This window comes from Pantoea sp. X-Soil-MYKO-1785 (assembly GCF_059730675.1).
Window position 1 is genome coordinate 2,706,968 of the sequence record NZ_AP036000.1, and the last position, 24,005, is coordinate 2,730,972.

At 58.2% G+C, this 24,005-nt stretch carries 25 protein-coding genes and 1 other annotated feature; of the genes, 17 read left to right on the plus strand and 8 right to left on the minus strand.

The window, feature by feature from the left end:
* Positions 1–90 precede the first annotated feature (90 nt).
* Entirely contained in the window at positions 91–1,518 is a 1,428-nt protein-coding gene (sbcB, locus tag AC6I8D_RS13025; protein ID WP_497820314.1) for an exodeoxyribonuclease I, read from the plus strand.
* Between the two features lie 78 nt (positions 1,519–1,596).
* On the opposite strand, the gene AC6I8D_RS13030 is transcribed toward sbcB, so the two are convergent.
* The 5 genes from AC6I8D_RS13030 to ltnD all read right to left on the minus strand — a co-directional run bounded on the left by AC6I8D_RS13030 (position 1,597) and on the right by ltnD (position 6,676).
* Entirely contained in the window at positions 1,597–2,955 is a 1,359-nt protein-coding gene (locus AC6I8D_RS13030; protein WP_497820315.1) for a GntP family transporter, read from the minus strand.
* Positions 2,956–3,083: 128 nt separating this feature from the next.
* Positions 3,084–3,869, minus strand: coding sequence for an HPr family phosphocarrier protein (locus AC6I8D_RS13035; protein WP_497820316.1), 786 nt, complete (start codon positions 3,867–3,869; stop codon positions 3,084–3,086).
* Positions 3,869–4,513 carry a 3-oxo-tetronate 4-phosphate decarboxylase gene (otnC, locus tag AC6I8D_RS13040; RefSeq protein ID WP_069729547.1) on the minus strand — a complete coding sequence of 215 codons (645 nt, stop codon included), beginning with the start codon at positions 4,511–4,513 and terminating at the stop codon, positions 3,869–3,871. The genes AC6I8D_RS13035 and otnC overlap by 1 nt, the downstream gene beginning before the upstream one ends.
* Positions 4,506–5,771, minus strand: a complete 1,266-nt coding sequence (gene otnK / locus AC6I8D_RS13045; protein ID WP_497820317.1) for a 3-oxo-tetronate kinase — start codon at positions 5,769–5,771, stop codon at positions 4,506–4,508. Before otnK ends, otnC begins: the two co-directional genes overlap by 8 nt.
* Positions 5,771–6,676 carry an L-threonate dehydrogenase gene (ltnD, locus tag AC6I8D_RS13050; RefSeq protein ID WP_497820318.1) on the minus strand — a complete coding sequence of 302 codons (906 nt, stop codon included), beginning with the start codon at positions 6,674–6,676 and terminating at the stop codon, positions 5,771–5,773. The genes otnK and ltnD overlap by 1 nt, the downstream gene beginning before the upstream one ends.
* A 268-nt stretch (positions 6,677–6,944) precedes the next feature.
* On the opposite strand from ltnD, the gene ygbI reads away from it, so the two are divergent.
* Entirely contained in the window at positions 6,945–7,706 is a 762-nt protein-coding gene (gene ygbI, locus AC6I8D_RS13055) for a DNA-binding transcriptional repressor YgbI (RefSeq protein ID WP_312056059.1), read from the plus strand.
* Between the two features lie 54 nt (positions 7,707–7,760).
* Here the strand turns inward: ygbI and AC6I8D_RS13060 are convergent, their stop codons facing one another.
* Complete coding sequence (locus AC6I8D_RS13060) at positions 7,761–9,119, minus strand: APC family permease (protein ID WP_312056058.1); 1,359 nt, start codon at positions 9,117–9,119, stop codon at positions 7,761–7,763.
* Positions 9,120–9,499: 380 nt separating this feature from the next.
* Positions 9,500–10,915, minus strand: coding sequence for a glutamine synthetase family protein (locus AC6I8D_RS13065; protein ID WP_497820319.1), 1,416 nt, complete (start codon positions 10,913–10,915; stop codon positions 9,500–9,502).
* A 204-nt stretch (positions 10,916–11,119) separates the two neighbouring features.
* Here AC6I8D_RS13065 and puuD point away from each other — a divergent pair, with 204 nt between their 5' ends.
* The 3 genes from puuD to AC6I8D_RS13080 are packed head-to-tail and all read left to right on the plus strand — an operon-like array spanning position 11,120 to position 13,734.
* Entirely contained in the window at positions 11,120–11,887 is a 768-nt protein-coding gene (gene puuD / locus AC6I8D_RS13070) for a gamma-glutamyl-gamma-aminobutyrate hydrolase (RefSeq protein ID WP_497820320.1), read from the plus strand.
* Positions 11,880–12,437 carry an HTH-type transcriptional regulator PuuR gene (gene puuR / locus AC6I8D_RS13075; RefSeq protein WP_031375362.1) on the plus strand — a complete coding sequence of 186 codons (558 nt, stop codon included), beginning with the start codon at positions 11,880–11,882 and terminating at the stop codon, positions 12,435–12,437. The genes puuD and puuR overlap by 8 nt, the downstream gene beginning before the upstream one ends.
* Before the next feature lie 19 nt (positions 12,438–12,456).
* The gene (locus AC6I8D_RS13080; protein WP_312760236.1) at positions 12,457–13,734 is read left to right on the plus strand and encodes an NAD(P)/FAD-dependent oxidoreductase; all 1,278 of its coding nucleotides are present in this window, start codon (positions 12,457–12,459) and stop codon (positions 13,732–13,734) included.
* 182 nt (positions 13,735–13,916) lie between these two features.
* On the opposite strand, the gene AC6I8D_RS13085 is transcribed toward AC6I8D_RS13080, so the two are convergent.
* Complete coding sequence (locus AC6I8D_RS13085) at positions 13,917–14,744, minus strand: SDR family oxidoreductase (protein ID WP_312056054.1); 828 nt, start codon at positions 14,742–14,744, stop codon at positions 13,917–13,919.
* 180 nt (positions 14,745–14,924) lie between these two features.
* On the opposite strand from AC6I8D_RS13085, the gene hisL reads away from it, so the two are divergent.
* The 12 genes from hisL (at position 14,925) to AC6I8D_RS13145 (ending at position 23,945) form a co-directional block, all read left to right on the plus strand.
* On the plus strand, positions 14,925–14,972 hold the full coding sequence (hisL, locus tag AC6I8D_RS13090; RefSeq protein ID WP_100396937.1) for a his operon leader peptide: 48 nt from the start codon (positions 14,925–14,927) through the stop codon (positions 14,970–14,972).
* Positions 14,948–15,068 (plus strand) — a sequence feature (His leader region). Its footprint overlaps the gene before it by 25 nt.
* A 196-nt stretch (positions 15,069–15,264) precedes the next feature.
* Positions 15,265–16,164: an ATP phosphoribosyltransferase gene (gene hisG / locus AC6I8D_RS13095; RefSeq protein WP_031375359.1), complete on the plus strand. Its 900-nt coding sequence runs from the start codon at positions 15,265–15,267 to the stop codon at positions 16,162–16,164.
* A 3-nt stretch (positions 16,165–16,167) separates the two neighbouring features.
* The gene (hisD, locus tag AC6I8D_RS13100) at positions 16,168–17,472 is read left to right on the plus strand and encodes a histidinol dehydrogenase (RefSeq protein ID WP_497820321.1); all 1,305 of its coding nucleotides are present in this window, start codon (positions 16,168–16,170) and stop codon (positions 17,470–17,472) included.
* On the plus strand, positions 17,469–18,545 hold the full coding sequence (gene hisC, locus AC6I8D_RS13105; RefSeq protein WP_497820322.1) for a histidinol-phosphate transaminase: 1,077 nt from the start codon (positions 17,469–17,471) through the stop codon (positions 18,543–18,545). The genes hisD and hisC overlap by 4 nt, the downstream gene beginning before the upstream one ends.
* Positions 18,542–19,609, plus strand: coding sequence for a bifunctional histidinol-phosphatase/imidazoleglycerol-phosphate dehydratase HisB (gene hisB, locus AC6I8D_RS13110; RefSeq protein ID WP_312056051.1), 1,068 nt, complete (start codon positions 18,542–18,544; stop codon positions 19,607–19,609). Before hisC ends, hisB begins: the two co-directional genes overlap by 4 nt.
* Positions 19,609–20,199: an imidazole glycerol phosphate synthase subunit HisH gene (gene hisH / locus AC6I8D_RS13115; RefSeq protein ID WP_497820323.1), complete on the plus strand. Its 591-nt coding sequence runs from the start codon at positions 19,609–19,611 to the stop codon at positions 20,197–20,199. Before hisB ends, hisH begins: the two co-directional genes overlap by 1 nt.
* Positions 20,199–20,936, plus strand: coding sequence for a 1-(5-phosphoribosyl)-5-[(5-phosphoribosylamino)methylideneamino]imidazole-4-carboxamide isomerase (gene hisA, locus AC6I8D_RS13120; protein ID WP_312056050.1), 738 nt, complete (start codon positions 20,199–20,201; stop codon positions 20,934–20,936). The genes hisH and hisA overlap by 1 nt, the downstream gene beginning before the upstream one ends.
* Positions 20,918–21,694: an imidazole glycerol phosphate synthase subunit HisF gene (gene hisF, locus AC6I8D_RS13125; RefSeq protein ID WP_312056049.1), complete on the plus strand. Its 777-nt coding sequence runs from the start codon at positions 20,918–20,920 to the stop codon at positions 21,692–21,694. The genes hisA and hisF overlap by 19 nt, the downstream gene beginning before the upstream one ends.
* Positions 21,688–22,299, plus strand: coding sequence for a bifunctional phosphoribosyl-AMP cyclohydrolase/phosphoribosyl-ATP diphosphatase HisIE (hisIE, locus tag AC6I8D_RS13130; protein ID WP_312056048.1), 612 nt, complete (start codon positions 21,688–21,690; stop codon positions 22,297–22,299). The genes hisF and hisIE overlap by 7 nt, the downstream gene beginning before the upstream one ends.
* Positions 22,300–22,376: 77 nt before the next feature.
* The gene (locus AC6I8D_RS13135; RefSeq protein ID WP_497820324.1) at positions 22,377–22,619 is read left to right on the plus strand and encodes a helix-turn-helix domain-containing protein; all 243 of its coding nucleotides are present in this window, start codon (positions 22,377–22,379) and stop codon (positions 22,617–22,619) included.
* Positions 22,606–23,082: a YbaK/prolyl-tRNA synthetase associated domain-containing protein gene (locus AC6I8D_RS13140; RefSeq protein WP_312056046.1), complete on the plus strand. Its 477-nt coding sequence runs from the start codon at positions 22,606–22,608 to the stop codon at positions 23,080–23,082. The genes AC6I8D_RS13135 and AC6I8D_RS13140 overlap by 14 nt, the downstream gene beginning before the upstream one ends.
* A gap of 71 nt (positions 23,083–23,153) precedes the next feature.
* Positions 23,154–23,945, plus strand: a complete 792-nt coding sequence (locus AC6I8D_RS13145) for an ABC transporter substrate-binding protein (protein ID WP_497820682.1) — start codon at positions 23,154–23,156, stop codon at positions 23,943–23,945.
* The last annotated feature ends 60 nt before the right edge of the window (positions 23,946–24,005 follow it).

Sequence of the window (24,005 nt, forward strand, 5' to 3'; positions counted from 1 at the left end):
TGTACATACCTAATCGAATGGTTCTGGCTTTTGTAATATTTATTAGTAAAAACATAAGGATAAGCAAACAAACGTGGATACTTTGATACAGTGAAAGACAATTCAGTACAGCCAACATTCCTCTTCCACGATTACGAGACCTTCGGCACCAGCCCTTCACGCGATCGGCCGGCACAGTTCGCCGGTCTGCGTACCGACAGCGATTTTAATCCGGTTGGTGAGCCACAGGTGTTTTACTGCCGTCCGCCGGATGACTATCTGCCGCAGCCGGAAGCGGTGATGATTACCGGCATCACGCCACAGGTGGCGGTGGCGCGCGGCGTGACTGAAGCGGAGTTCGCTGAACGCATTCATGCTCTGTTTACCACCGAACAAACCTGCGTGGTCGGCTATAACAACGTGCGCTTTGATGATGAAGTGACACGCAATATCTTCTACCGCAACTTCTACGATCCCTATGGCTGGAGCTGGCAGAACGGCAACTCGCGCTGGGATCTGCTCGACGTGATGCGGGCCTGCTATGCGTTACGTCCGGAAGGGATTAACTGGCCAGAAAATGAAGAAGGCTTTCCCAGCTTCCGGCTGGAACATCTGACCAAAGCCAACGGCGTAGCGCATGAAAATGCCCATGACGCGATGTCTGATGTCTATGCCACGCTGGCAATGGCCCGGCTGGTGAAAGAGAAGCAGCCTAAGCTGTTTGAGTTTTTGTTTGCCCACCGTAACAAAAACAAGCTGATGAACCTGATTGATATCCCGCAGATGAAGCCGCTGGTGCACGTGTCCGGCATGTTCGGCGCGGCACGCGGCAACACCAGCTGGGTGGTTCCGCTGGCCTGGCACCCGGATAACCGCAATGCGCTGATTGTGGTCGATCTGGCCGGTGATATCTCACCGCTGCTGCAGCTGGATGCCGATACCCTGCGCGAGCGGCTCTATACGCCGAAAAACGATCTCGGCGATCTGCCGGCAGTGCCGGTTAAGCTGGTTCATATCAACAAGTGTCCGGTGCTGGCACCGGCCAATACGCTGCGTCCGGAGGATGCCGCCCGGCTGGGTATCGATCGTCAGCACTGTCTGGCGAATCTGGCGCTGCTGCGTCAGCAGCCAGAGGTGCGCGAAAAGCTGGTGACGCTGTTTGCTGACGCCGAACCGTTTACCCCGTCGGACGATGTTGACACCCAGCTGTACGATGGCTTTTTCAGCGATGCCGATCGCGCGGGCATGAACATTATCCGCCAGACCGCACCCGCTAATTTGCCGGCGCTGGATTTAACCTTCGACAGCGCGCGCGTGGCGAAACTGCTGTTCCGTTATCGGGCGCGTAACTTCCCCGGCACGCTGGATGATGCGGAACAGCAGCGCTGGTTGCAGCATCGGCGCGAGGTGCTCAATGCTGAGCGGGTACAGACGTTTTTGCAGGAGCTGGAGTCACTGGCGAGTCTGCATGAAGCCGATCCGGAGAAGCTGGGGCAGTTAAAAGCGCTCTATCTCTATGCGCAGGAGCTGGTTTCTTAGCCCCGAAACTGCCCGGCCGTTTCTGCTGCCGGCTAAGGTCGGGACCGCAACTGTTCGCGGTCCCGCCACGTTACCGCATTACATCATTACCCATACCAGCCAGGTCAGCGCAAAACCGCACAGTCCCATCATCGTGGTCAGTATTGTCCAGCTGCGTAACCCATCAGCAACCGACAAACCAAGATAACGGGTGACCACCCAGAAGCCGGAATCATTAACGTGTGACAGGCCCAGCGCACCAAAACAGGCTGACAGGGCGACCAGCACCAGTTGCATCTCGCCAAGCCCGGTCACGGCGGTACTTAACAATCCACAGGTTGTGACAATCGCCACCGTGGCCGACCCCTGTGAAGCACGCAGCGCCAGTGAAAGAATAAACGCAGCCGGGATCAACGGCAGATGAATCGTCTGCAATGAACTGGCCAGCGCTTTGCCTACGCCCGATTCCACCAGCACTTTGCCGAACGCGCCCCCGGCACCTGAGACTAAAATCACCCCGGCAGCGGTGGATATCGCGTTGTTTGACAGCGTTTCCAGTTTCTCTTTGGTCCAGCCACGACGCAGTCCCAGTAACCATCCTGCAAGCGCCAGGGTAATCAACAATGCCACAGCTGGCGATGCCACTAACGTCAGAATCTTCAGTGGCAGGCTATCGGGGGTAAGATGCGGCGGCAATAACGTACCCAGCATGATCAGCAGAATCGGCAATAAAATTAAGCCCGAAATCAGCAAGGCGCCCGGCGCATCTTTACCGCTGGCAGATGTCGTCTGGGCGGTGGGTTCGGTAAGCTGCAGCTGCTCCAGTACCTGAACAGAAAGATGGTATTTTTTAAGATTAAGCGCCTTAGCCACGAAATAACCGGCAATGCCTGTCGGTATCGACAGTGCTATCCCGGCCATCATTAACCAGCCAGGATCGGCATTCAGCAAACCGGCGGCGGCGGCCGGTCCTGGATGGGTGGGTACCGTAACATGCACCATCAGCATCATGCCTGCCATTGGCAAACCAAACTTCAGCGGTGAGACGCGCATCACTTTGGTAAAGCCATAAATCAGCGGGACCACGATAATAAACCCGACGTCAAAAAACACCGGCAATCCCAGAATAAAGGCTACGGTGGTTAAGGCCGCGACCATGCGCTGCGGTCCGCACAGCTGCGCGAAGCGGTTTGCCAGCCGATCAGCGCCGCCGGATGCTTCAATAATCGCGCCGAGTATCGCCCCCAGTACAATTATTGCGGCAATGCTGCCGAGCAGGCTGCCCATCCCGCCCAGGATCACTTTCATAATGTTTTCAGCCGGGATACCGGTAGTAATGGCGACAAACAGGCTGGCGATCAGTAACGCAATAAAGGGATGGACTTTGGCTTTGATTACCAGCAGCAACAGCAGAATCACGCTGACCAGCGCGATGGATAACAGCAGCGTAGTGGACATCGGCAGACCTCTTATTAATTATAATTTTCAGTAATTTATATATTTATTGATTGAACACTGGTGTGATTAAGCTGCAGCAGGACTCACACCGTTTGCCTGACAATCGGTGTGAGTAGCGGTGCAGGTGATTAACGGCGTGCACGCCAGCGGGCAAACCAGCCGAGGCCAGCGGTGGTGCTGCTTCGCGGGAAGTATTCGCAGCCGACCCAGCCCTGATAGCCGACCTCATCCAGCAGGGTAAACAGCCACGGGTAGTTAATTTCCCCCTCATCCGGCTCATGGCGATCCGGTGCTGAGGCGATCTGTACGTGACGATAGCGCCCGGCGTAGTGGCGAATCAGATGGCTGAGGTTGCCATCCACTAACTGCGCGTGGAACAGGTCGAGCTGGGTAAACACATTGGGCCGATCGATCTGCTCCACCATTTCCAGCGTCTGATACTGACTGGAATAGAGATAGTTCGGCTTAGTGGTCGGGTTCAGTGCCTCAATCAGCAGGTTGATGCCGTGCGGCGCAAAGCGTTCAGCGGCATAACGCATCGCGCTGATAAAGGTCTCAGCATAGCGCTGGCGATCGGCTCCCGGCGGCACCGTGGCCGCCATGATATGCACCTGCGGGCAGTTGAGCGCCAGCGCATACTGCAGGGCGCGATCGATATCCGCTCTGGCTTCCGCTTCACGGCCGGGAATGGCGGAAACGCCCCACTCGCCCGCGGCAATGTTGCCAGGCGCGGTGTTGAACAGCACCAGCTGGAGCTGGTTCTCATCCAGCCACTGCTGCAGCTGTTCTGCGGGATAGTCATAGGGAAACAGAAATTCCACCGCCCCAAAACCGGCGGCCGCTGCGGCAGCGAAGCGTTCAGCAAACGGCAGTTCGGTAAACTGGGTCGACAGATTGGCAGCAAACTTAGGCATTATCGGCTCCTTAACTCAGCCACTTCGGCGTCGTTGAGATAACGGATGGCGCGGTCGCCAAGGGTAAAAATCAGCCGGGCCGTCTCTTCCAGCTCCTCGGTGTTATCTGCCGCTTCACGCAATGATTTTCCCACTACCACCGGCCCATGGTTGGCCAGCAAAAAGGCGCGGTAGCGCGGTGCCAGCTGCGCCAGATCTTCCGCCAGCCGCTGATCGCCCGGCTTGTAGTACGGCACCACCGGCACATCCCCGACCCGCATCACCACATACGGCGTGAACGGACGGATGCAGTTTTCCGGGTCCAGCCCCTGTAAACAAGAGAGCGCCGTCAGGTAATGACTGTGCAGATGCACCACCGCTTTGCAGTCGGGATTGTTCAGGTAGAGCGCGCGGTGAAAGGCGATCTCTTTGGACGGTTTATCGCCGGAGAGCCACTCGCCGTCCGGGGTGACTTTAGCGAGGCGGTCACCCTGCAACTCACCGAGGCAGGAGCCGGTGGGCGTCGCCAGCAGATTACCATCTTCCAGCCGCACGGACAGATTGCCGGCCGAGCCGGTGGCGTAGCCGCGCTGAAAGAAGGAGGCGCCGAGCCGGACCATTTCGTCACGCGCCTGCTGCTCGGCTAAAGAGAAAGATTCAGACATGGGGAAACTCCGTTTGCGCGCGGCGGAAAAAGTCTTCATCGCCAAAGTTACCGGACTTCAGCGCCAGCGACAGTGGCTGCTGAATATCACGCACCCACGGCACGCCAGGCGAGATGGTCGGGCCGATATGAAACGCCGTCACCCCCAGGCTCTGAGCCACCACGCCGGAGGTTTCGCCGCCCGCCACGATAAAGCGCTGCCAGCCGCGCCGCTGCAGCTCACGGGTTACGGCGGCAAACAGCTGCTCGACCGCCTCACTGCTGCGCCGGGCACCATATTGCTGCTGAATCAGCTGCAACTGCTGCGCGTCAGCGGTCGCAAACAGCAGCGGCGCCAGTGCCTGATGACTGTTGGCTGCTACCCAGTCACACAGCTGCAGGGCGTAGCCGTCAGCATCCTGCAGGCAGCGTTCGACCTGCACTTCCTGAGCGGGTGCCAGCTGGCGATAGACACTGACCTGGCGTTGGGTCATCTGCGAGCAGGAGCCGGAAAGCACCACCGCACGATCGCCCTGCGGTCGTCCTGCCTGCTCCGCCGCCGCTGCATCCGCTCCGGCCAGCGCCCACTGGCGCGCCAGCCCGATTGCCAGCCCGGAACCGCCGGTCACCAGCCGCAGATCGCGTAGCGCCTCGCCCTGGGTCAGCAGATGTTGTTCATTCAGCGTGTCGATGACCACATAGTTAATGCCCTGCTGCGCCAGTTGGCCCAGTGCCTGACGCACTGCCTCCGCGCCTTGATCGACCTGCGCGGCAGCGATCAGCCCGGCCTGACCGGTGGCCTGCGCCGTCATCAGACGCAGCAGGTTGCTGTCGTGCATCGGGGTGACCGGGTGATGGCGCATGCCGGAGTCCGACAGCAGCCGATCGCCGACAAACAGATGCCCCTGATACACCGTGCGCCCGTTCACCGGCAGCGCCGGACAGATCACCGTCAGGCTTTCGCCCAGCGCGGCCAGCAACGCATCGGTCACCGGGCCGATATTGCCCTGCGCGGTGCTGTCGAAGGTGGAGCAGTATTTAAAGTAGAAGCGCTCACAGCCCTGCTGTTGCAGCCACGCCAGCGCCGCCAGCGACTGCGCTACCGCCTGCTCTGCCGGGCAGGATCGACTCTTCAGGCTGATCACTATCGCCTGCGCCCCGACGACCCGATCGCCGGCCGGTACGCCGTTGAACTGAATGGTGGTCAGGCCGTTTTGCGCCAGAAAACTGGCGATGTCGGTCGCACCGGTAAAATCATCGGCTATCACTCCAAGACGCATCAGGTATTCTCCTTACCCTGAGGCAGGGTGATGCCGCTGAAGATTTTAATTACCGCGCTGTCATCCTCACGGCCATAACCGGCGTTGCTGGCTTCGGTAAACATATTGAGCGCGGTCGAGGCCAGCGGCAGCGGGAAATGCAGCGATTTGGCGGTATCCGCCACCAGGTTGAGATCTTTGACGAAGATATCGACCGCCGACTTCGGACTGTAGTCACCGTCCACCACGTGGCGCATGCGGTTTTCGAACATCCACGAGTTACCGGCGGCATGGGTAACCACCTGATACATGGTTTCCAGCGGGATGCCCGCCCGTGCCGCCAGCGCCATCGCTTCTGCCCCAACAGCGATGTGCACCCCGGCCAGCAGCTGATGAATGATTTTCACCGTCGAGCCGAGGCCGATGTCGCTGCCCACCCGATAGACTTTGGCCGCCACCGCATCCAGCACCGGTTGCAGCTGCGTAAAAGCCTCTTCGCTGCCGGACGCCATTACCGTCATCTCACCGCTGGCGGCTTTGGCTGCCCCACCGGAGACCGGCGCGTCGAGCATCAGCAGCTGATGTGGTGCCAGCCGCTGTTCAATCTGCTGCGCATCCTGCGCCGAGAGCGTTGATGACACCATTACCGCCGTGCCGGGCCGTAGCTTCGCGGCCAGGCCATCGTCACCAAACAGAATGGCGTTCACCTGCTGCGCATTCACCACCAGCAGCAGCACCGCGTCGAGCTGGTCAGCAAAGGCGGCGGCGGAGGATTGCGCATCGCGTGCGCCCGCCTGGCGCAGGCTCTCCAGCGCGGCGGGATTCAGATCGACGCCCCAGGTGTTAAGACCGGCGCGGATACAGGATTGCGCGGCACCCATGCCCATGGAACCTAACCCGATAACACAGATATTTTCGACTGGCACTGTCGGCCTCCACTGTTAAATTAAGTGATTATTTGTTTGTTACTGTTAATCCTGCCAGCTTTACCCCGGCAAAAACGTGTGGCAACTCACAAAAAAACATCTGTGATGTGATCGGGAACAATTCTTAACATCTCTCATCGTCCCTGAAAACGCCGCCTTGCGGGCACTTTCAGCCGGTTTAACCGCTGGCGCAGGCTGTTATTTTTTGTTCTTCACGACCGGCAGATGCTCTACAATGTGAAAAAATGATAAAACTCAGGGAGCGAAAATGATTCCGGTTGAACGTCATCAACAGATTCTGGCGCTGGTGGCCGATCGTGGCGTGGTGAGCATTGCTGAACTGACCGAGCGGCTGGGCGTGTCGCACATGACTATCCGGCGTGATGTGCAAAAGCTGGAGGAGCAAGGCGCGGTGCTGTCGGTGTCAGGTGGCGTAAGGTCGGCGGATCGGCTGGCGGCCGAACCGTCACACCTGACCAAAAGCGCCTTGTATAACGATGAGAAGCGCGCGATTGGTCGCTATGCCGCTCAGCACATTCCGCGCAATAGCTGCATCTATCTGGATGCCGGCACCACGACGCTGGCGCTGGCGCGGGAGGTGGTAGATCGGGATGATTTGCTGGTGGTGACCAATGATTTTATGGTGGCTAACCTGCTGATGGAAGCCAGTCACTGCCGGGTGATCCACACCGGCGGTACGGTCTGCCGCGAGAACCGTTCCTGCGTCGGCGAGTCGGCAGCGCGCAGCCTGCGTCATCTGGCGATCGACATCGCCTTTATTTCCGCCTCCTGTTGGGGGCCGCGCGGGCTGTTTACGCCGGATGAAGATAAGGTGACGGTGAAGCAGACGGTCAGCGAGGTGAGCAGTAAGCGGGTGCTGTTGAGCGACAGTTCGAAATACAACAAGATTGCGACCTTTCTGGCCCTGCCGCTGGAGAAGTTTGATCTGGTGGTGACCGACAGTCAGTTGAGTGAGGCGGGACGGTTGGCATTGAACACCGGGCACTGGGAGCTGGTGCTCGCCGGTTAACACTTTCGCCGCCCTCCCGTTGTTAGCGCGGGAAGGCGGCGAGGTTTAGCGCGATTAAACCTCTTCGCTGAACTGCGGCACCGGATTACGGAAGCTGCGGGTGACGAACGCCAGATAGATAATGCCAATGGTCGCCCAGATCAGGCCCAGCACCATTGAACTCTCTTCCAGGTTCACCCACAACGCACCGACCGTCAACGCACCCAGCAGCGGCAGCACCAGATACTGGAGGTGATCTTTCAGCGTACGGTTACGCTTCTCACGGATCCAGAATTGGGCAATCACCGACAGGTTAACGAAGGTGAAGGCCACCAGCGCACCGAAGTTAATCAGCGCCGTGGCGGTTACCAGATCAAAGTTAATCGCCATCAGCGCAATCGCACCCACCAGCAGCACGTTGAGCGACGGGGTACGCCACTTCGGATGAATGTAACCGAAGAAACGCTCCGGGAACACGCCATCACGGCCCATCACATACATCAGACGTGATACGCCGGCATGCGCCGCCATACCGGATGCCAGCACCGTGACCACCGAGAAGATCAGGATGCCGACCTGCAGCGCTTTACCGGCCACAAACAGCATGATTTCAGGCTGAGAGGAGTCCGGGTCCTGGAAGCGCGTGATGTCCGGGAAGTAGAGCTGCAGGAAGTAGGAGGCGATAATAAAGATCACGCCACCAATCAGCGCGGTCAGGAAAATCGCACGCGGAATGGTACGTTCTGCATCTTTGGTCTCTTCTGACAGCGAGCTGATGCCGTCAAAGCCGAGGAACGAGAAACAGAGTATCGTCGCTCCGGTGATCATCGGCACCACGTGCGCATTCTCAGACCAGAACGGTTTACTGCTGGCCAGCGTACCGGCACCAACGCCGTTCGCCACACCGTAGATCACCATCGCCGTGATCCCGACCATCACAATCACCTGCAGCACCACGATCACGCTGTTAAAGTTGGCGACAGTTTTGATGCCCTTGAGGTTGGAGAGCGTCATAAAGCCGACCAGCAGCACCACGAATATCCACGAAGGAATGCCGGGCACCAGCGATTCGAAATAGTTTTTCGCCAGCAGGATGTTGATCATCGGCATGAACAGGTAGTCCAGCAGGGATGACCAGCCAACCATAAAGCCGACGTGCGGACTGATCGCCTTCTGAGCGTAGGTATAAGCGGAGCCCGCAGAGGGGAAGCGGCGTACCAGCTTACCGTAGCTCACGGCAGTAAACAGAATCGCAATCAGCGCGAAAGCGTAAGCCGTCGCGACGTGACCGTCGGTCAGCCCGGAAACGATGCCAAAGGTATCGAACAGCGTCATAGGCTGCATGTAGGCTAAGCCCATCATGACGACCGGAAGTAACGTTAGCGTTTTTTTCAGCTGTGCACGCTGTGGTGCAGCGGAGGTGTTAAGCGACATGCTTCAGTCCCTCCTGCGCAACAACCTGACTGGGTTGGGTCACAGGGCAACTGCGCATTAAGCGACAGGGAGTAAGGTTGGTGATCAACGCGGCGCCGTAGTCATCACGAAAACGCGCACCAGCCTGGGCTGGCAGTGTGGAAAACATCCCCATCTTTGTATCCTCAATCTCACGCTAACGCGTGTTTTCAGTGTTTATCTATCCGGGTGCGTGCCCGGCCTCGGTTAAGTCAGCGAAAAACTATTTGTTAAAACAGGATGCAAAAAAAATAACCGGCGCGGTAAGCGTCGGTTATGGTCTGATTTTGCAGGCCGCGTATTCTGCCTCATCCTGGGGCAAAAATACAAGCCACCGGGGCACCGGATGCAAAAAAAAGTGATCAGGCGTTTTTCAGCATCCAGTCAATCTCGGTGGCGGTTATCAGCCGTTCGAACTGCATCAGTTCATAATTCTTGCAGCTATACCAGACGCTGGCAAAGCGCTCGCCGAGCAATTTTTGCAGCGGATAGCTGTTGTTGAACTCATACAGGGCTTCACTCTGCCGAATCGGCAGCGCCAGACCTTCGGCGTGATGACCGTTGCCGGTCACCGGCTGCGGCAACGGCAGTTGGGTATCCAGGCCGTGCAGCATCCCGGCCAGTATCGCCGATACCACCAGATAAGGATTGGCATCCGCGCCCGCAACCCGGTATTCGATGCGATGATTATCGATATCACCGCACGGCACCCGCAATGCCACAGTGCGATTGTTATGGCCCCACGACGCCTGCAACGGCACGTAAGCCTCCGGCACAAAGCGGCGATAGGCATTAACGTTAGGTGCCAGCAGCGCCATCGAGGCGGGCATCAGGTCGATCATGCCGGCCAGCGCGCGCTTCATCAGCGGCGAGTCACTGCCGTCATCACAGGCGAAGGCGTTATGATCGGCGGCATCCAGCATACTGATATGTACATGCATGCCGCTGCCCGCATACTCCTCATACGGTTTGGCCATAAAGGTGGCGGTCATGCCGTGATTTTCGGCCACCTGGCGGATCAGCCGTTTCAGCTGCACCGCGTGATCGCAGGCGCGCAGCACGTCGCCGGTGTGATGCAGGTTGATTTCGAACTGACCCGGTGACGCTTCAGCCAGCGCACCATCGGCCGGAATGCCCTGCTGACGCGCCAGATCGTCAATATCGCGCAGCACATCGGCGAAATGATCAAGATTATCGACCGAATAGACCTGGCTCTGCATATTGCGTTCATCGCTGCCCGGCGCGCACGGCGGCTGGATGAAGCCCTCGGCATCGCGCTTTTTATCCACCAGATAGAACTCCAGCTCTACCGCTACCACCGGAAACAGACCTCGGTTACGCAGCTGTTGCCACAGCCGGTTAAGGACATTTCGGGGTTCAACGTCAAAGGGAGTGCCATCTTGGTTGCACATGGTGAGCAGCAGTTGCGCAATGTGCTGAGGATCGGAAGCGGAGGGAACTAAGGTGCCCGCGACGGGCAGACAAAGGTTATCAGGTTCGCCCAGAGACTGGCCGAGTCCGGCCTCTTCTACCGTGTTGCCGAGGATATCCATGGCGAACACTGAGGCGGGGAAGTAACAGCCCTTTTCCAGCTTTGGCAGCGCTGAGACGGGAATGCGCTTACCGCGAAAGACACCGTTTAAATCGTTTAACAGAATGTCGACATACTGCGTTCCAGGATGGCGCTCCAGCCAGGCTTTAACCTCAAGCTGGAACGCGCTGGTTCGTTTCTCTTCACTGTGAAGCGTGAAGTCTTCCATTTCTACCAGGTTAGTCATGATCTCACCCGCCCCTATTCGGTTTGCGCAATGCTCAAAATAACAGCCACTCCTCTAACATAGCGCCAACATAAAAAGTGTGCAAATGCAACAAATCTGTTTGAAGAACAAACAGCAGATTGCTAGATTGACAAAATATTGCACACTTAACCGCCAGACGTGCCCTTTCGGTAGATATTTCGAACAGCGATGCGAGGACGTGAAATGGGCATTATTTTTGACAAACCTTTGATTGGCGTAGTGATGTGCCAGAGCAACATCGGTGGCCATCCGACGCAAACGGTGCACAACAAATACCCTGACGCGGTGATCCTCGCGGGCGGCGTTCCGCTTGCCCTGCCCCACAGCCTGATGAACGCTCCCCAGCTATTAGAAAACGCTATGACGGTGCTGGATGGCCTGCTGCTGACCGGCAGTCCGAGCAATATCGAACCCTGGCATTACGGTGAAGCGGGAGAAGAGTCGCATGCCGATCCGGGTCGCGATCGTCTCGCCTTCCAGCTGATTACCTGGGCCACCAGCCGAAAGATGCCGATGCTGGGTATCTGTCGTGGAATGCAGGAGCTGGTGGTGGCTAATGGCGGTGCGCTGTGGCGCGATCTCAGCCAGCAAAAACAGTTCCAGCGCCATCATGAAGATGAGACCCAGCCGCTGGATCAGCAGTACGCCCCGGCGCATCCGGTGACGATTGAAGCCGATGGGTTGCTCAGTTCCCTGCTCGACAGCTCGCAACCGCTGCAGGTTAACTCTTTGCATCATCAGGGCATCCGCGAACCGGGCCCGCAGCTGCGGGTTGAAGCACGCGCGCCGGACGGGCTGATTGAAGCGGTCAGCCTGCGCCATCATCCCTTCGCGCTGGCGGTGCAGTGGCATCCGGAATGGCAGGCGGATCGCACAACCGGCTCGCGTCAGCTGTTTGACGGTTTTATCCAGGCCGCACTTCGCTTTCATAAGGAAAAAGATCATGAATGACGCCACGCTGGCACCCGGACGCCGGCTGTCGCAGATCCGTCAGGCGCTGGGTTTGTCGCAGCGCCGCGTGGCTGAACTGGCGGGCCTGACCCACAGCGCTATCAGCACCATTGAGCAGGATAAGGTCAGTCCGGCGGTCAGTACCTTACAGAAGCTATTAAAGGTATACGGGCTCTCACTGTCGGAATTTTTCTCGGAACCGAAAGCCGACGCCACGCCTAAAGTGATTGTCCGGCCCGACGATTTGCTGGAGATCGGCAGTCAGGGTGTCTCGCTGAAGCTGGTCGAAAACGGCAATCCGCAGCGCTCGCTGGGCATGCTGCTGGAAACTTATCAGCCCGGTGCCAGCACCGGCGAAAAACTGCGTCATCCCGGAGAAGAGACCGGCACGCTGCTGGCGGGCGAGATCACCTTAGTGATTAACGGTCAGAGCTTTCACCTGTACGCCGGTGAAAGTTACGTGATTGATACCGGACTGCCACACAGTTTTACCAATACGTCTGACGAACCCTGCCGCATTGTCAGTGCCCATACGCCTGCCAATTTCTGAGCGCATCAAGGAGGTTGTTATGAATTACGTGGAGAGTTATTACGCCGCGACCGCCAATCCGCACGCGCCGTGGCCGACGTTGCAGGAGAGCATTCAGTGTGATGTCTGCATTATTGGCGGCGGCTTTACCGGCCTGTCGGCGGCGCTGCATCTGACCGAAGCGGGTTACGAGGTGGTGGTGCTGGAAGCGGCGCGCATCGGCTTTGGTGCCAGCGGGCGCAACGGCGGTCAGGTGGTCAATTCCTACAGCCGCGATGTCGACGTGATTGAGCAGCGTTACGGTAAAGAGAGCGCGCGCATGCTGGGCAGCATGATGTTTGAGGGAGCAGAGATCATCCGCGATCGTATTGATCGTTACGCCATTGCCTGCGACTACCGGCCCGGCGGCATTTTCGCGGCGCTGAATGCCCGCCAGATGGCGCACCTGCGTAAACAGAAAGCATTATGGCAGCAGTATGGCAATTATGATCTGGAGTTGCTGGATGAGCGCGGGATTCGTCGTGAAGTGGCAACCGAGCGTTACGTCGGCGGGCTGCTGGATCGACGCGGCGGCCATTTGCATCCACTCAATCTGGCGCTGGGTGAAGCGGAAGCGATTCGGCGGCACGGCGGACGCATCTATGAACAGTCCGCCGCAGTGAAAGTGGCCTACGGTTCGCCGAATCGGGTGAAAACCGCGCACGGCGAGGTCAGCGCAAAGTTCGTGATTTTCGCCGGAAATGCCTATCTGGCCACTGAAGTTGAACCCAGACTGAGCGGTAAAAGCATGCCGTGCGGCTCGCAGATTGTGGCCACCGAGCCGCTATCACCCGATCAGGCGCTGTCGCTGTTGCCGAATAATTATTGCGTGGAAGACTGTAATTATCTGCTCGACTATTTTCGTCTGACCGCCGATAACCGGCTGCTGTATGGCGGTGGCGTGGTTTACGGCGCGCGGGAGCCGGGCGATATCGAAGCGCTGATCCGGCCAAAGCTGCGCCGCACCTTTCCGCAGTTGCAGAATGTGAAGCTGGATTTCAGCTGGAGCGGTAATTTCCTGTTAACGCTGTCGCGTATGCCGCAGTTTGGCCGGCTGGAGAATAATGTCTATTTCATGCAGGGCGACAGCGGCCACGGCGTGACCAGCACTCATCTGTCCGGCAAGCTGATCAGCGAAGTGCTGCGCGGTGATGCCGAACGCTTTGATGCCTTCGCGCGCCTGCCTCACCTGCCGTTTCCGGGCGGACGACGTTTCAAGGTGCCACTGACCGCCATGGGCGCAGTGTGGTACGCCATTCGCGATCGGTTAGGCGTGTGATCAGGCGCCTGCGCGCCCTGCCCGGCGTGCTCAGCTGAAAAGCGTGGTCGGGGCAGGCGCCGGCTGGTTGTTACTGATTAAAGTATGTTGTAACTATGAGGCATCAGAAGTGGTCTGGCTTACTGGCTGTTCCGGTGACCTGCGCCCGGAACAGCAGCCTTGCCATCTTCCTCAAGTGCTTTTTACTCCAGCGGCATCTTCACCGGGTCGTCGTAACGATATTCAAAGCCCAGCTCGGTGCAGATGCGGGAGCCATCAATCAGTTTGCCGCTTTCGTTAGCGGTTTCCGGGGCGAAGTGTGGCGGTTGCAGCCCCAGCTGGCGGGAGACTGCCGGATAAAAGGTATCGCGCGACGGATGTTTTGCGGCGCACAGGTTATAGACCCGTCCCCCTTTTGGCGTTTGCAGCAGCAGCGTAATCGCCTCAACCACGTCATCCAGATGCACCAGGTTAACGCCCTGGGAGCCATTCGCCACATCCTGCTTACCGGCCAGAAACCGGCCCGGATGGCGCTTCGGTCCCACCAGCCCGGCGAGACGGACAATATCGACGCTGGTGCCCGGCAGATCGTGCAGCCAGTTCTCCAGTTTAACCAGCGTTTTACCGGCAACGGTCTCGGCCGTCAGCGGACTGGTTTCGCGCTTGATGCCCGATCCGCTGCCGTACACCGAGGTCGAGCTGGTAAAGATGATGCGCGGCACGTTATAGACCAGTGCGCTGTCCACCACGTTCTGGACCGCCTGCAGATAGGCTTCGCCCCCCTCCGCCGTGCGGCTGGCGGGTAACGTCACCACCAGCGCATCGACGTTGAACAGTGGCTCGACGTCGGCGGAATCACAGATAAGTTCCGGCGTCAGCTCCAGCTGAAAGGCTTCGATGCCGCAGCGGCGCGCCGCATCTACTCCATCCGGCGTGGTTTTGCTGCCGGTCACCTGCCAGCCTCGCGCGGTCAACGCCGTGGCCAGCGGCATGCCTAACCAACCCAGCCCCACAATTGCGACCTTCTTCATTTTGACTCCTGGCGTAAAACATCAACCCTGACTTCAACGTAGTTTGCCCCCGGATTGCAAACCAGAACAACCTGTTTCAGTGCTTTCCGAACTGCCGGGTTAAAAAAGGGTTGCCAATCGCGGCCATCTTCGCTAGGTTAAACCTCACAAATGAATACTCATTCATCAACGGAATTTTTTATGACACGCGTTCAGTTCAACCATCACCACCACCATCATCCTGACTAGTCTTTCAGGCGATGTGTGCTGGAAGACTTTTAAGATCTTCCAGTGGTGCGAACGCAAGAGAACCCCCGGAAGATCGTCTTCCGGGGGTTTTTTTATGGGCTGACGCAAATACACCAATCAGGACAGGAATAATAGCCAATCCCATCAGGCTATTTTATTTGCCACTCTGGCCTGGGCAGTGCTCACCATCCTCACGTACTGCGTGTACGTTTCGGTTGTTGCGCGCGGTCCGTGACCAGACTGACTGCAACAATATACGCCTACCGGAATAGGCTTAAAGAGGACAGGAACCATGTTAGATAACACCCGTTTACGCATAGCTATGCAGAAATCCGGCCGTTTAAGTGATGATTCACGCGAACTGCTGGCGCGCTGCGGCGTTAAAATCAACCTTCAGCAACAGCGCCTGATTGCGTTTGCGGAGAACATGCCGATCGATATCCTGCGGGTGCGTGATGACGATATTCCTGGCCTGGTGATGGATGGCGTGGTCGACCTCGGGATTATTGGCGAGAACGTGCTGGAAGAAGAGCTGCTGTCTCGCCGTGCCCAGGGTGAAGACCCGCGCTACTTCACGCTGCGTCGCCTCGACTTTGGCGGTTGCCGTCTGTCGCTGGCGATGGCGGTTGATGATGAATATACCGGTCCGCAATGCCTCGATAATGCCCGCATCGCCACCTCTTACCCGCATCTGTTAAAGCAGTACCTCGATAAAAAAGGCGTCAGTTTCAAAACCTGTATGCTGAACGGTTCGGTTGAAGTGGCAACCCGCGCCGGGCTGGCGGATGCGATCTGCGATCTGGTCTCGACCGGTGCCACGCTGGAAGCCAACGGTCTGCGCGAAGTCGAAGTCATTTACCGCTCGAAAGCGGTGCTGATTCAGCGCGACGGCGAGATGCCTGCCGCCAAACAGGAGCTGATCGACAAGATGATGACCCGTATTCAGGGCGTGATTAAAGCGCGTGAATCGAAGTACATCATGCTGCACGCGCCAAGCGAGCGGCTGGAAGAGGTCATCAGCCTGCTGCCCGGTGCCGAGCGCCCGACCGTGCTGCCGCTGGCCGGTGACGTCAGCCGCGTGGCGATGCACATGGTAAGCAGCGAAACCCTGTTCTGGGAAACGATGGAAAAACTGAAAGCGCTGGGTGCCAGTTCAATTCTGGTGCTGCCAATTGAGAAGATGATGGAGTAAGCCATGGCCTTTTCTACCCCGATTGACTGGCAGCAATGCAGCGCAGAACAGCAGCAGGCGCTGTTGTTACGTCCGGCTATTGCCGCCTCAGAGAATGTGACCCAGACGGTACGTGAGGTGCTGGAGCAGGTAAAGGCCAACGGCGATGAGGCCCTGCGCACCTTCAGCGCCCGCTTCGATAAGGCGCAGGTTGAGAATCTGCGCGTTACGCCGCAGCAGATCAGCGACGCCAGTGCCCGGCTCAGCGATACGCTGAAACAGGCGATGGCGGTGGCGGTCGCCAACATCGAAACCTTCCACAATGCGCAGATCCTGCCGCCGGTCGATGTTGAAACCCAGCCGGGCGTACGCTGCCAGCAGATTACCCGCCCGGTTCAATCGGTCGGGCTCTACATTCCTGGCGGCTCTGCGCCGCTGTTCTCTACCGTGCTGATGCTGGCAACGCCAGCGCGCATTGCCGGATGCGGGCGCGTGGTGCTCTGCTCACCGCCGCCGATTGCTGATGAGATCCTTTATGCTGCCCAATTGTGTGGCGTTGAAGAGGTGTTTCAGGTCGGCGGCGCGCAGGCGATTGCCGCCCTCGCCTTTGGCACCGAAACGGTTCCGCGGGTAGATAAAATTTTTGGTCCGGGCAACGCCTGGGTGACGGAAGCGAAACGTCAGGTCAGTCAGCGACTGGACGGGGCGGCGATTGATATGCCGGCCGGTCCATCAGAGGTGCTGGTGATTGCCGATGAGGGCGCCACGCCCGCCTTTGTCGCTTCGGATCTGCTGTCCCAGGCCGAGCACGGTCCGGATTCGCAGGTCATCCTGCTGACACCTTCGCGGGCGCTGGCCGACGCGGTCGCTGACGCAGTCGAGCAGCAGCTGGCGCAGTTGCCACGTGCCGCCACTGCCCGTCAGGCGCTGGAGAGCAGTCGTCTGATCGTGGCGCGCGACCTGCAGCAGTGTGTAGAGATTTCAAACCAGTATGGCCCGGAGCACCTGATCCTGCAGACCCGCCAGCCGCGCGAGCTGGTGGAGTCAATTACCAGTGCCGGTTCAGTATTCCTCGGCGACTGGTCGCCGGAATCGGCGGGTGACTATGCGTCGGGAACCAATCACGTGCTGCCGACCTACGGTTATACCTCGACCTGTTCCAGCCTCGGTCTGGCTGATTTCCAGAAACGCATGACGGTACAGGAGCTGACCCCGCAGGGCTTCCTCAACCTGGCCGCCACCATTGAAACACTGGCTGCCGCCGAGCAGCTGGATGCCCACAAAAACGCCGTCACCCTGCGCGTTGCCGCACTGAAGGAGCAAGCATGAGCCAGAATATCGAGCAACTGGCGCGCGCCAACGTTCGCGCGCTGACGCCCTATCAGTCGGCACGCCGGCTGGGTGGCAACGGTGATGTCTGGCTCAATGCCAACGAGTTTCCGCTGCCGGTGCCGTTTGAGCTGTCGCAGCAGACGCTGAACCGCTACCCGGAATGCCAGCCCAAACTCGTGATTGAGCGTTACGCGGCCTATGCCGGCCTGAATCCGGAGCAGGTGCTGGTCAGCCGCGGTGCCGACGAGGCGATTGAACTGATCATGCGGGCATTCTGTGAGCCGGGCCAGGACGCGATTCTGTTCTGTCCACCGACTTACGGCATGTACAGCGTCAGCGCGGAAACCATCGGCATTGAGTATCGCACGGTGCCTGCACTGGCCGACTGGCAGCTTAATCTGCCCGCCATCGCCGACCAGCTGGAAGGCGTCAAGGTGGTTTACCTCTGCAGCCCGAACAACCCGACCGGTAACCTGATCAATCAGGATGATATCCGTCAGCTGCTGGCAATGACCGCCGGCAAAGCGCTGGTGGTGGCAGACGAAGCTTATATTGAGTTCTGCCCGCAGGCGACACTGACCGGCTGGCTGAAACAGTATCCGAACCTCGTTATCCTGCGCACCCTGTCGAAAGCCTTTGCGCTGGCTGGCCTGCGCTGTGGCTTTGCGCTGGCCAACCCGCCGGTGATTGATCTGCTGATGAAGGTGATTGCCCCCTACCCGCTGGCGACGCCGGTGGCGGATGTGGCCGGTCAGGCGCTGAGCGAGCAAGGCATCGCCCTGATGCGTGAACATGTGGCACAGCTCAACGACAACCGCAGCTGGTTACTGGCGGCGCTGGCGAAGCTGGCCTGCGTCGAGCAGGTTTTCGCCAGTGAAACCAACTACGTGCTGGCGCGGTTTACCGATTCACCAGAAGTGTTTAAAACCTTATGGGATCAGGGCATTATCCTGCGTGACCAGAACAAAAATCCGGGCCTGTCGGGATGCCTGCGCATCTCCATCGGCACGCGTGAAGAGTGCGAGCGTGTGATCGCCGCGCTGCAAGCCTTATCTGTGGAGCAAGCATGAGCCAGAAGACCCTTTTTATTGACCGCGACGGCACCCTTATCTCTGAGCCGCCTGAAGATTTTCAGGTGGATCGCATGGACAAACTGGCCTTTGAGCCGGACGTGATCCCGGCGCTGCTGGCGTTGCAGGCCGCCGGTTACCGTCTGGTGATGATCACCAATCAGGATGGACTGGGCAGCCAAAGCTTCCCGCAGGCGGACTTTGACGGCCCGCATAATCTGATGATGCAGGTGCTGACCTCGCAGGGTATCGCGTTTGATCAGGTGCTGATTTGCCCGCACCTGCCGGAGGAAAACTGTGATTGCCGCAAGCCGAAAACCAAAATGGTAGAAGCCTGGCTGGCCGAAGGCGCACTGGATACCGCCAACAGCTACGTGATTGGCGATCGCCTGACCGATGTGCAGCTGGCAGAGAACATGGGCATTCAGCCGATCCGTTACGGTGCCGAAGGGGAAAACTGGCAGACCATTCAGCAGCGTCTGACCCAGCGCGATCGCCATGCGCTGGTGCAGCGTAATACCAAAGAGACCCAGGTGCGGGTCGAGCTGTGGCTGGATCGCGAAGGCGGCAGCAAAATTAACACCGGCGTCGGCTTCTTTGATCACATGCTGGACCAGATTGCGGTACACGGCGGTTTCCGCATGCATATCGAAGTGAAAGGCGATCTTTACATCGACGATCACCACACGGTAGAAGATACCGGTCTGGCGCTGGGTGAAGCATTGCTCAAAGCGCTGGGCGACAAACGCGGCATTGGCCGGTTTGGCTTTGTGCTGCCGATGGATGAGTGTCTGGCACGCTGTGCGCTGGATATCTCCGGCCGGCCGCATATCGAATTTAAAGCGGAATTCAACTATCAGCGCGTCGGTGACCTGAGCACCGAAATGGTTGAGCACTTCTTCAGTTCGCTCTCCTACGCCATGATGAGCACCCTGCATCTTAAAACCAAGGGTAAAAACGATCATCACCGCGTCGAAAGCCTGTTTAAAGCCTTTGGCCGCACCTTGCGCCAGGCGATCCGCGTTGAAGGTAATACGCTGCCGAGCTCGAAAGGAGTGCTGTGATGAACGTGGTGATCATGGATACCGGCTGCGCCAACCTCTCATCGGTAAAGTGGGCGATTGAGCGTCTGGGGTTTACCCCGGACGTCAGCCGCGATCCCGATGTGGTGCTGCGCGCCGACAAACTGTTTTTGCCGGGAGTGGGTACGGCGCAGGCGGCGATGAATCAGCTGGAAGAGCGTGACCTGATCGATCTGGTCAAAGCCTGCACCCAGCCGGTGCTGGGCATCTGTCTCGGCATGCAGTTGCTGGGACGCGGCAGTGATGAAAACGGCGGCGTGCCGACGCTGGGTATTATCGACCAGCCGGTTTCGCTGATGGAGACGCACGGTCTGCCGTTGCCGCACATGGGCTGGAACCAGATTACCGCGCAGGCGGGCAATCACCTGTTCCGTGGCATTGACGAAGGCTGCTACTTCTACTTCGTGCACAGCTACGCGATGCCGGTCAACGCCAGCACTATCGCCCAGTGTCACTACGGTGAAGCCTTCACCGCGGCGGTGCAGAAAGATAACTTCTTCGGCGTACAGTTCCACCCGGAACGCTCGGGCAAAGCGGGCGCACAGTTGCTGAAAAACTTCCTGGAGATGTAATGATTATCCCCGCGTTAGATTTAATCGACGGCAAAGTGGTCCGTCTGCATCAGGGCGATTATGGCCAGCAGCGCGATTATGGCAGCGATCCGCTGCCGCGCCTGCAGCAGTATGCGCAGGAAGGCGCCACGGTGCTGCATCTGGTGGACTTAACCGGCGCGAAAGATCCGGCGAAGCGGCAGATTGCGCTGCTGAAAACCCTGCTCGACGGTGTCGACGTGATTGTGCAGGTCGGCGGCGGCATTCGTCATCGTGACGATGTGAAGGCGCTGCTGGACGCCGGTGCCAGCCGCGTAGTGGTCGGTTCGACCGCGGTAAAACAGCCTGACGAGGTAAAACGGTGGTTTGCCGAGTTTGGCGCAGAGGCGATTGTGCTGGCGCTGGACGTGCGTATTGATGCTGACAACCGCAAAGAAGTGGCGATCAGCGGCTGGCAGGAAGCGGCGGGCGTCACGCTGGAGCAGGTGATCGCTGATTTTCAGCCGGTCGGCCTGAAACATGTGCTGTGCACCGATATATCCCGCGACGGCACCCTGAGCGGCTCAAACGTTGCACTTTATCAGGAAGTGACCGCTCGCTTCCCGGATATTGCCTTCCAGTCGTCGGGCGGCATTGGTGAACTTAATGATATCGCGGCCCTGCGCGGCAGTGGCGTCCAGGGCGTAATCGTCGGACGTGCGCTGCTGGAAGGTAAATTCACAGTTTCGGAGGCTATCTCATGCTGGCAAAACGGATAATTCCCTGTCTTGATGTACGTGACGGCCAGGTGGTGAAAGGCGTGCAGTTTCGCAATCACGAGATCATCGGCGACATCGTGCCACTGGCGCAGCGTTATGCCGCCGAAGGGGCTGATGAGCTGGTGTTTTATGATATCACCGCCTCATCTGATGGCCGGGTGGTCGATAAAAGCTGGGTGTCGCGGGTGGCGGAAGTGATCGATATTCCATTCTGCGTGGCGGGCGGTATCAAAACCCCGGAAGACGCGGCGCGCATTCTGGAGTTCGGTGCCGACAAGATTTCGGTTAACTCACCGGCGCTGGCCGATCCCACGCTGATTACCCGACTGGCTGACCGCTTTGGCGTACAGTGCATTGTGGTCGGCATTGATACCTGGTTCGATGAAGCCAGCGGCAAGTATCAGGTCAATCAGTACACCGGCGACGAAGCCCGTACCCGGGTGACGCAGTGGGAAACGCTGGATTGGGTGCAGGAAGTGCAGAAGCTGGGTGCTGGCGAAATCGTGCTGAACATGATGAACCAGGATGGCGTGCGTAACGGTTATGACCTGGTACAGCTGAAAAAAGTGCGTGAAGTCTGTCATGTACCGCTGATCGCCTCCGGCGGCGCAGGCACTATGCCGCATTTTCTTGAGGCATTTACCGACGCCAACGTCGATGGTGCGCTGGCGGCCTCGGTGTTCCATAAGCAGATTATCAATATTGGTGAGCTGAAAAGCTTCCTGATCGACAACGGAGTGGAGATTCGCGCGTGTTAACCGAACAACAACTGGCCCAGCTCGACTGGGACAAAACGCAGGGCATGATGCCGGTAATTGTGCAGCATAACGTCTCTGGCGAAGTGCTGATGCACGGTTATATGAATCAGCCGGCGCTGGAAAAAACCCTGACCGAGGGCAACGTGACTTTTTTCTCGCGTACCAAAAACCGGTTATGGACTAAAGGCGAGACCTCCGGCAACTTTCTGCGGGTAGTCAGCATCACGCCAGACTGTGATAACGACACGCTGCTGGTGCTGGCGAACCCCATCGGTCCGACCTGCCATCTCGGCACCTCCAGCTGCTTCTCGCCGGCCGCCGCAGAGTGGACCTTTTTGTATCAGCTGGAGCAGCTGCTGGCGTCACGTAAGAGCGCCGATCCGGAAAGCTCCTACACCGCCCGGCTCTACGCCAGCGGCACCAAGCGCATCGCGCAAAAAGTGGGTGAGGAAGGGGTTGAAACCGCACTGGCTGCCACGGTTAACGATCGCCATGAGCTGACCAATGAAGCCTCCGATCTGATCTATCACCTGATGGTGCTGCTGCAGGACCAGGAGTTAGACTTCAGCGCGGTAATCAATAACCTGCGCGCCCGTCATCAGTAAAATGTGCAATAAACTGCTCAAAATCAGGCTGAATTGGTGATTTTGAGCAGTATCCTTCTCATACGCAGGGCGAGCTATTGAAGCTGCTTCGTAAAAAAGCGTTGGGGTTTTCTCAACAACGCTACGCGCTGCTGGCAGGAATTAGCCGACGGACGCTGCCCGATATTGAGCAGGATAAGGACAACACCACCTTAACTATGCTGAATCGTGCCTTTAAACCGTTCGGTCTCAGGGCAGAACTATTACCGCGTAAGCCGCATCTGCTGCAAACCCTGATCCAGCAACTCACTGCGTCCGGAGAGCACAATGACCACCCATGAAAAACTGATCGCCCTGCTCGACCAGCACCAGGCGCGCTATCGGCTGATGGAACATCAGGCCACCGGTAAGTGTGAGGCGGTGGCGGCGATCCGCGGCACCGAAGTTGGTCAGGGTGCCAAAGCGCTGGTCTGCCACGTCAAAGGCAATGGTGTTAAGCAACATGTACTGGCGGTGCTGCCCGCCGATCGGCAGGCTGACCTGAGTAAAGTGGCCGCCGCAGTCGGTGGACGCCGCGCCTCGCTGGCCAGTCCGGCAGAAACTGATGCCCTGACCGGCTGTGCGTTTGGCGCTATCCCGCCGTTTAGCTTTCATCCCGATTTAAGCCTGATGGTTGATCCACTGCTGTTTGAACGCTATCCGGAGATCGCTTTTAACGCCGGTCGGCTGGATCGCTCGGTGATCCTTAACACCGAAGATTATCGGGCGCTGTGCCGTGCTAACGTCGTGAAAATAATCCAGTAATTGCCATCAATCCGGGTCAACGTTACTCTGCGTTAACCCTCATCACGACAAAAGAAGACCTTACTATGGCAATGAACCGCTTTTCTACCCGTCTGCGTCAGACGTTAATCATGGCTGTTATGACTGGCTCCGCCTTTAGCGCACAGGCAAAAATCGACCAGGTACGCTTCGCCGTTGATCCCACCTATCCTCCGTTTGAATCCAAAACCCCGCAGGGCAAACTGGTCGGTTTCGATATCGATCTGGGCAATGCGCTTTGTGCTCAGATGCAGGCGAAATGTGTCTGGGTTGAGAGCCAGTTTGACGGCATGATCCCGGCGCTGAAGGCGCGTAAGTTCGATGCCATCCTGTCAGATATGGGCATCACGGAAGAGCGCCTGAAGCAGATCGATTTCACCGTGCCGCTGTACGACACCCACACCCAACTGATTGCCCGTAAAGGCGCTGGTGTGCTGCCGACGGCTGAATCCCTGAAAGGCAAAACGGTGGGCGTTGAGCAGGGAACGGTACAGGAGCGCTATGCGCTGGCGAAATGGCAACCGCATGGCGTCAACGTGGTGCCGTATGGCGATCAGGCACAGGTCGAGAGTGATTTAGTTGCCGGTCGTCTGGATGCGGTGTTTACCGATGCGGCGCAGGCGGCAATTGGCTTCCTCAAACATCCGCAGGGGAAAGATTTCGAGCTGGCAGGCCCGATTGTTCAGGATCCGATTATCGGTCCCGGCACCGCTATTGGCCTGCGTAAAGACGACGCGGAACTGAAAACCGCGCTGGATAATGCCTTTGCTGAAATCAAAAAGAATGGCACCTTCGACCAGATCCAGCAGCGCTATTTCGCCACCGATATCTCTATTCAGCCGTAACGGCGCGAGCCGGCTTTTCCGTCACTGACTGCGATCCGGCACTATACTCTAACCTTTTCG

Coding starts and splice junctions, on each gene's coding strand:
- AC6I8D_RS13140 (WP_312056046.1), top strand. CDS start 22,606: ATGACCACCCATGAAAAACTGATCGCCCTGCTCGACCAGCACCAGGCG.
- hisC (WP_497820322.1), top strand. CDS start 17,469: ATGAGCCAGAATATCGAGCAACTGGCGCGCGCCAACGTTCGCGCGCTG.
- puuD (WP_497820320.1), top strand. CDS start 11,120: ATGGGCATTATTTTTGACAAACCTTTGATTGGCGTAGTGATGTGCCAG.
- otnK (WP_497820317.1), bottom strand. CDS start 5,771: ATGCGTCTTGGAGTGATAGCCGATGATTTTACCGGTGCGACCGACATC.
- hisG (WP_031375359.1), top strand. CDS start 15,265: ATGTTAGATAACACCCGTTTACGCATAGCTATGCAGAAATCCGGCCGT.
- puuR (WP_031375362.1), top strand. CDS start 11,880: ATGAATGACGCCACGCTGGCACCCGGACGCCGGCTGTCGCAGATCCGT.
- AC6I8D_RS13060 (WP_312056058.1), bottom strand. CDS start 9,119: ATGTCGCTTAACACCTCCGCTGCACCACAGCGTGCACAGCTGAAAAAA.
- hisA (WP_312056050.1), top strand. CDS start 20,199: ATGATTATCCCCGCGTTAGATTTAATCGACGGCAAAGTGGTCCGTCTG.
- hisD (WP_497820321.1), top strand. CDS start 16,168: ATGGCCTTTTCTACCCCGATTGACTGGCAGCAATGCAGCGCAGAACAG.
- ygbI (WP_312056059.1), top strand. CDS start 6,945: ATGATTCCGGTTGAACGTCATCAACAGATTCTGGCGCTGGTGGCCGAT.
- hisF (WP_312056049.1), top strand. CDS start 20,918: ATGCTGGCAAAACGGATAATTCCCTGTCTTGATGTACGTGACGGCCAG.
- AC6I8D_RS13035 (WP_497820316.1), bottom strand. CDS start 3,869: ATGCCTAAGTTTGCTGCCAATCTGTCGACCCAGTTTACCGAACTGCCG.
- hisH (WP_497820323.1), top strand. CDS start 19,609: ATGAACGTGGTGATCATGGATACCGGCTGCGCCAACCTCTCATCGGTA.
- otnC (WP_069729547.1), bottom strand. CDS start 4,513: ATGTCTGAATCTTTCTCTTTAGCCGAGCAGCAGGCGCGTGACGAAATG.
- AC6I8D_RS13030 (WP_497820315.1), bottom strand. CDS start 2,955: ATGTCCACTACGCTGCTGTTATCCATCGCGCTGGTCAGCGTGATTCTG.
- AC6I8D_RS13080 (WP_312760236.1), top strand. CDS start 12,457: ATGAATTACGTGGAGAGTTATTACGCCGCGACCGCCAATCCGCACGCG.
- AC6I8D_RS13065 (WP_497820319.1), bottom strand. CDS start 10,915: ATGACTAACCTGGTAGAAATGGAAGACTTCACGCTTCACAGTGAAGAG.
- AC6I8D_RS13145 (WP_497820682.1), top strand. CDS start 23,154: ATGAACCGCTTTTCTACCCGTCTGCGTCAGACGTTAATCATGGCTGTT.
- AC6I8D_RS13085 (WP_312056054.1), bottom strand. CDS start 14,744: ATGAAGAAGGTCGCAATTGTGGGGCTGGGTTGGTTAGGCATGCCGCTG.
- hisB (WP_312056051.1), top strand. CDS start 18,542: ATGAGCCAGAAGACCCTTTTTATTGACCGCGACGGCACCCTTATCTCT.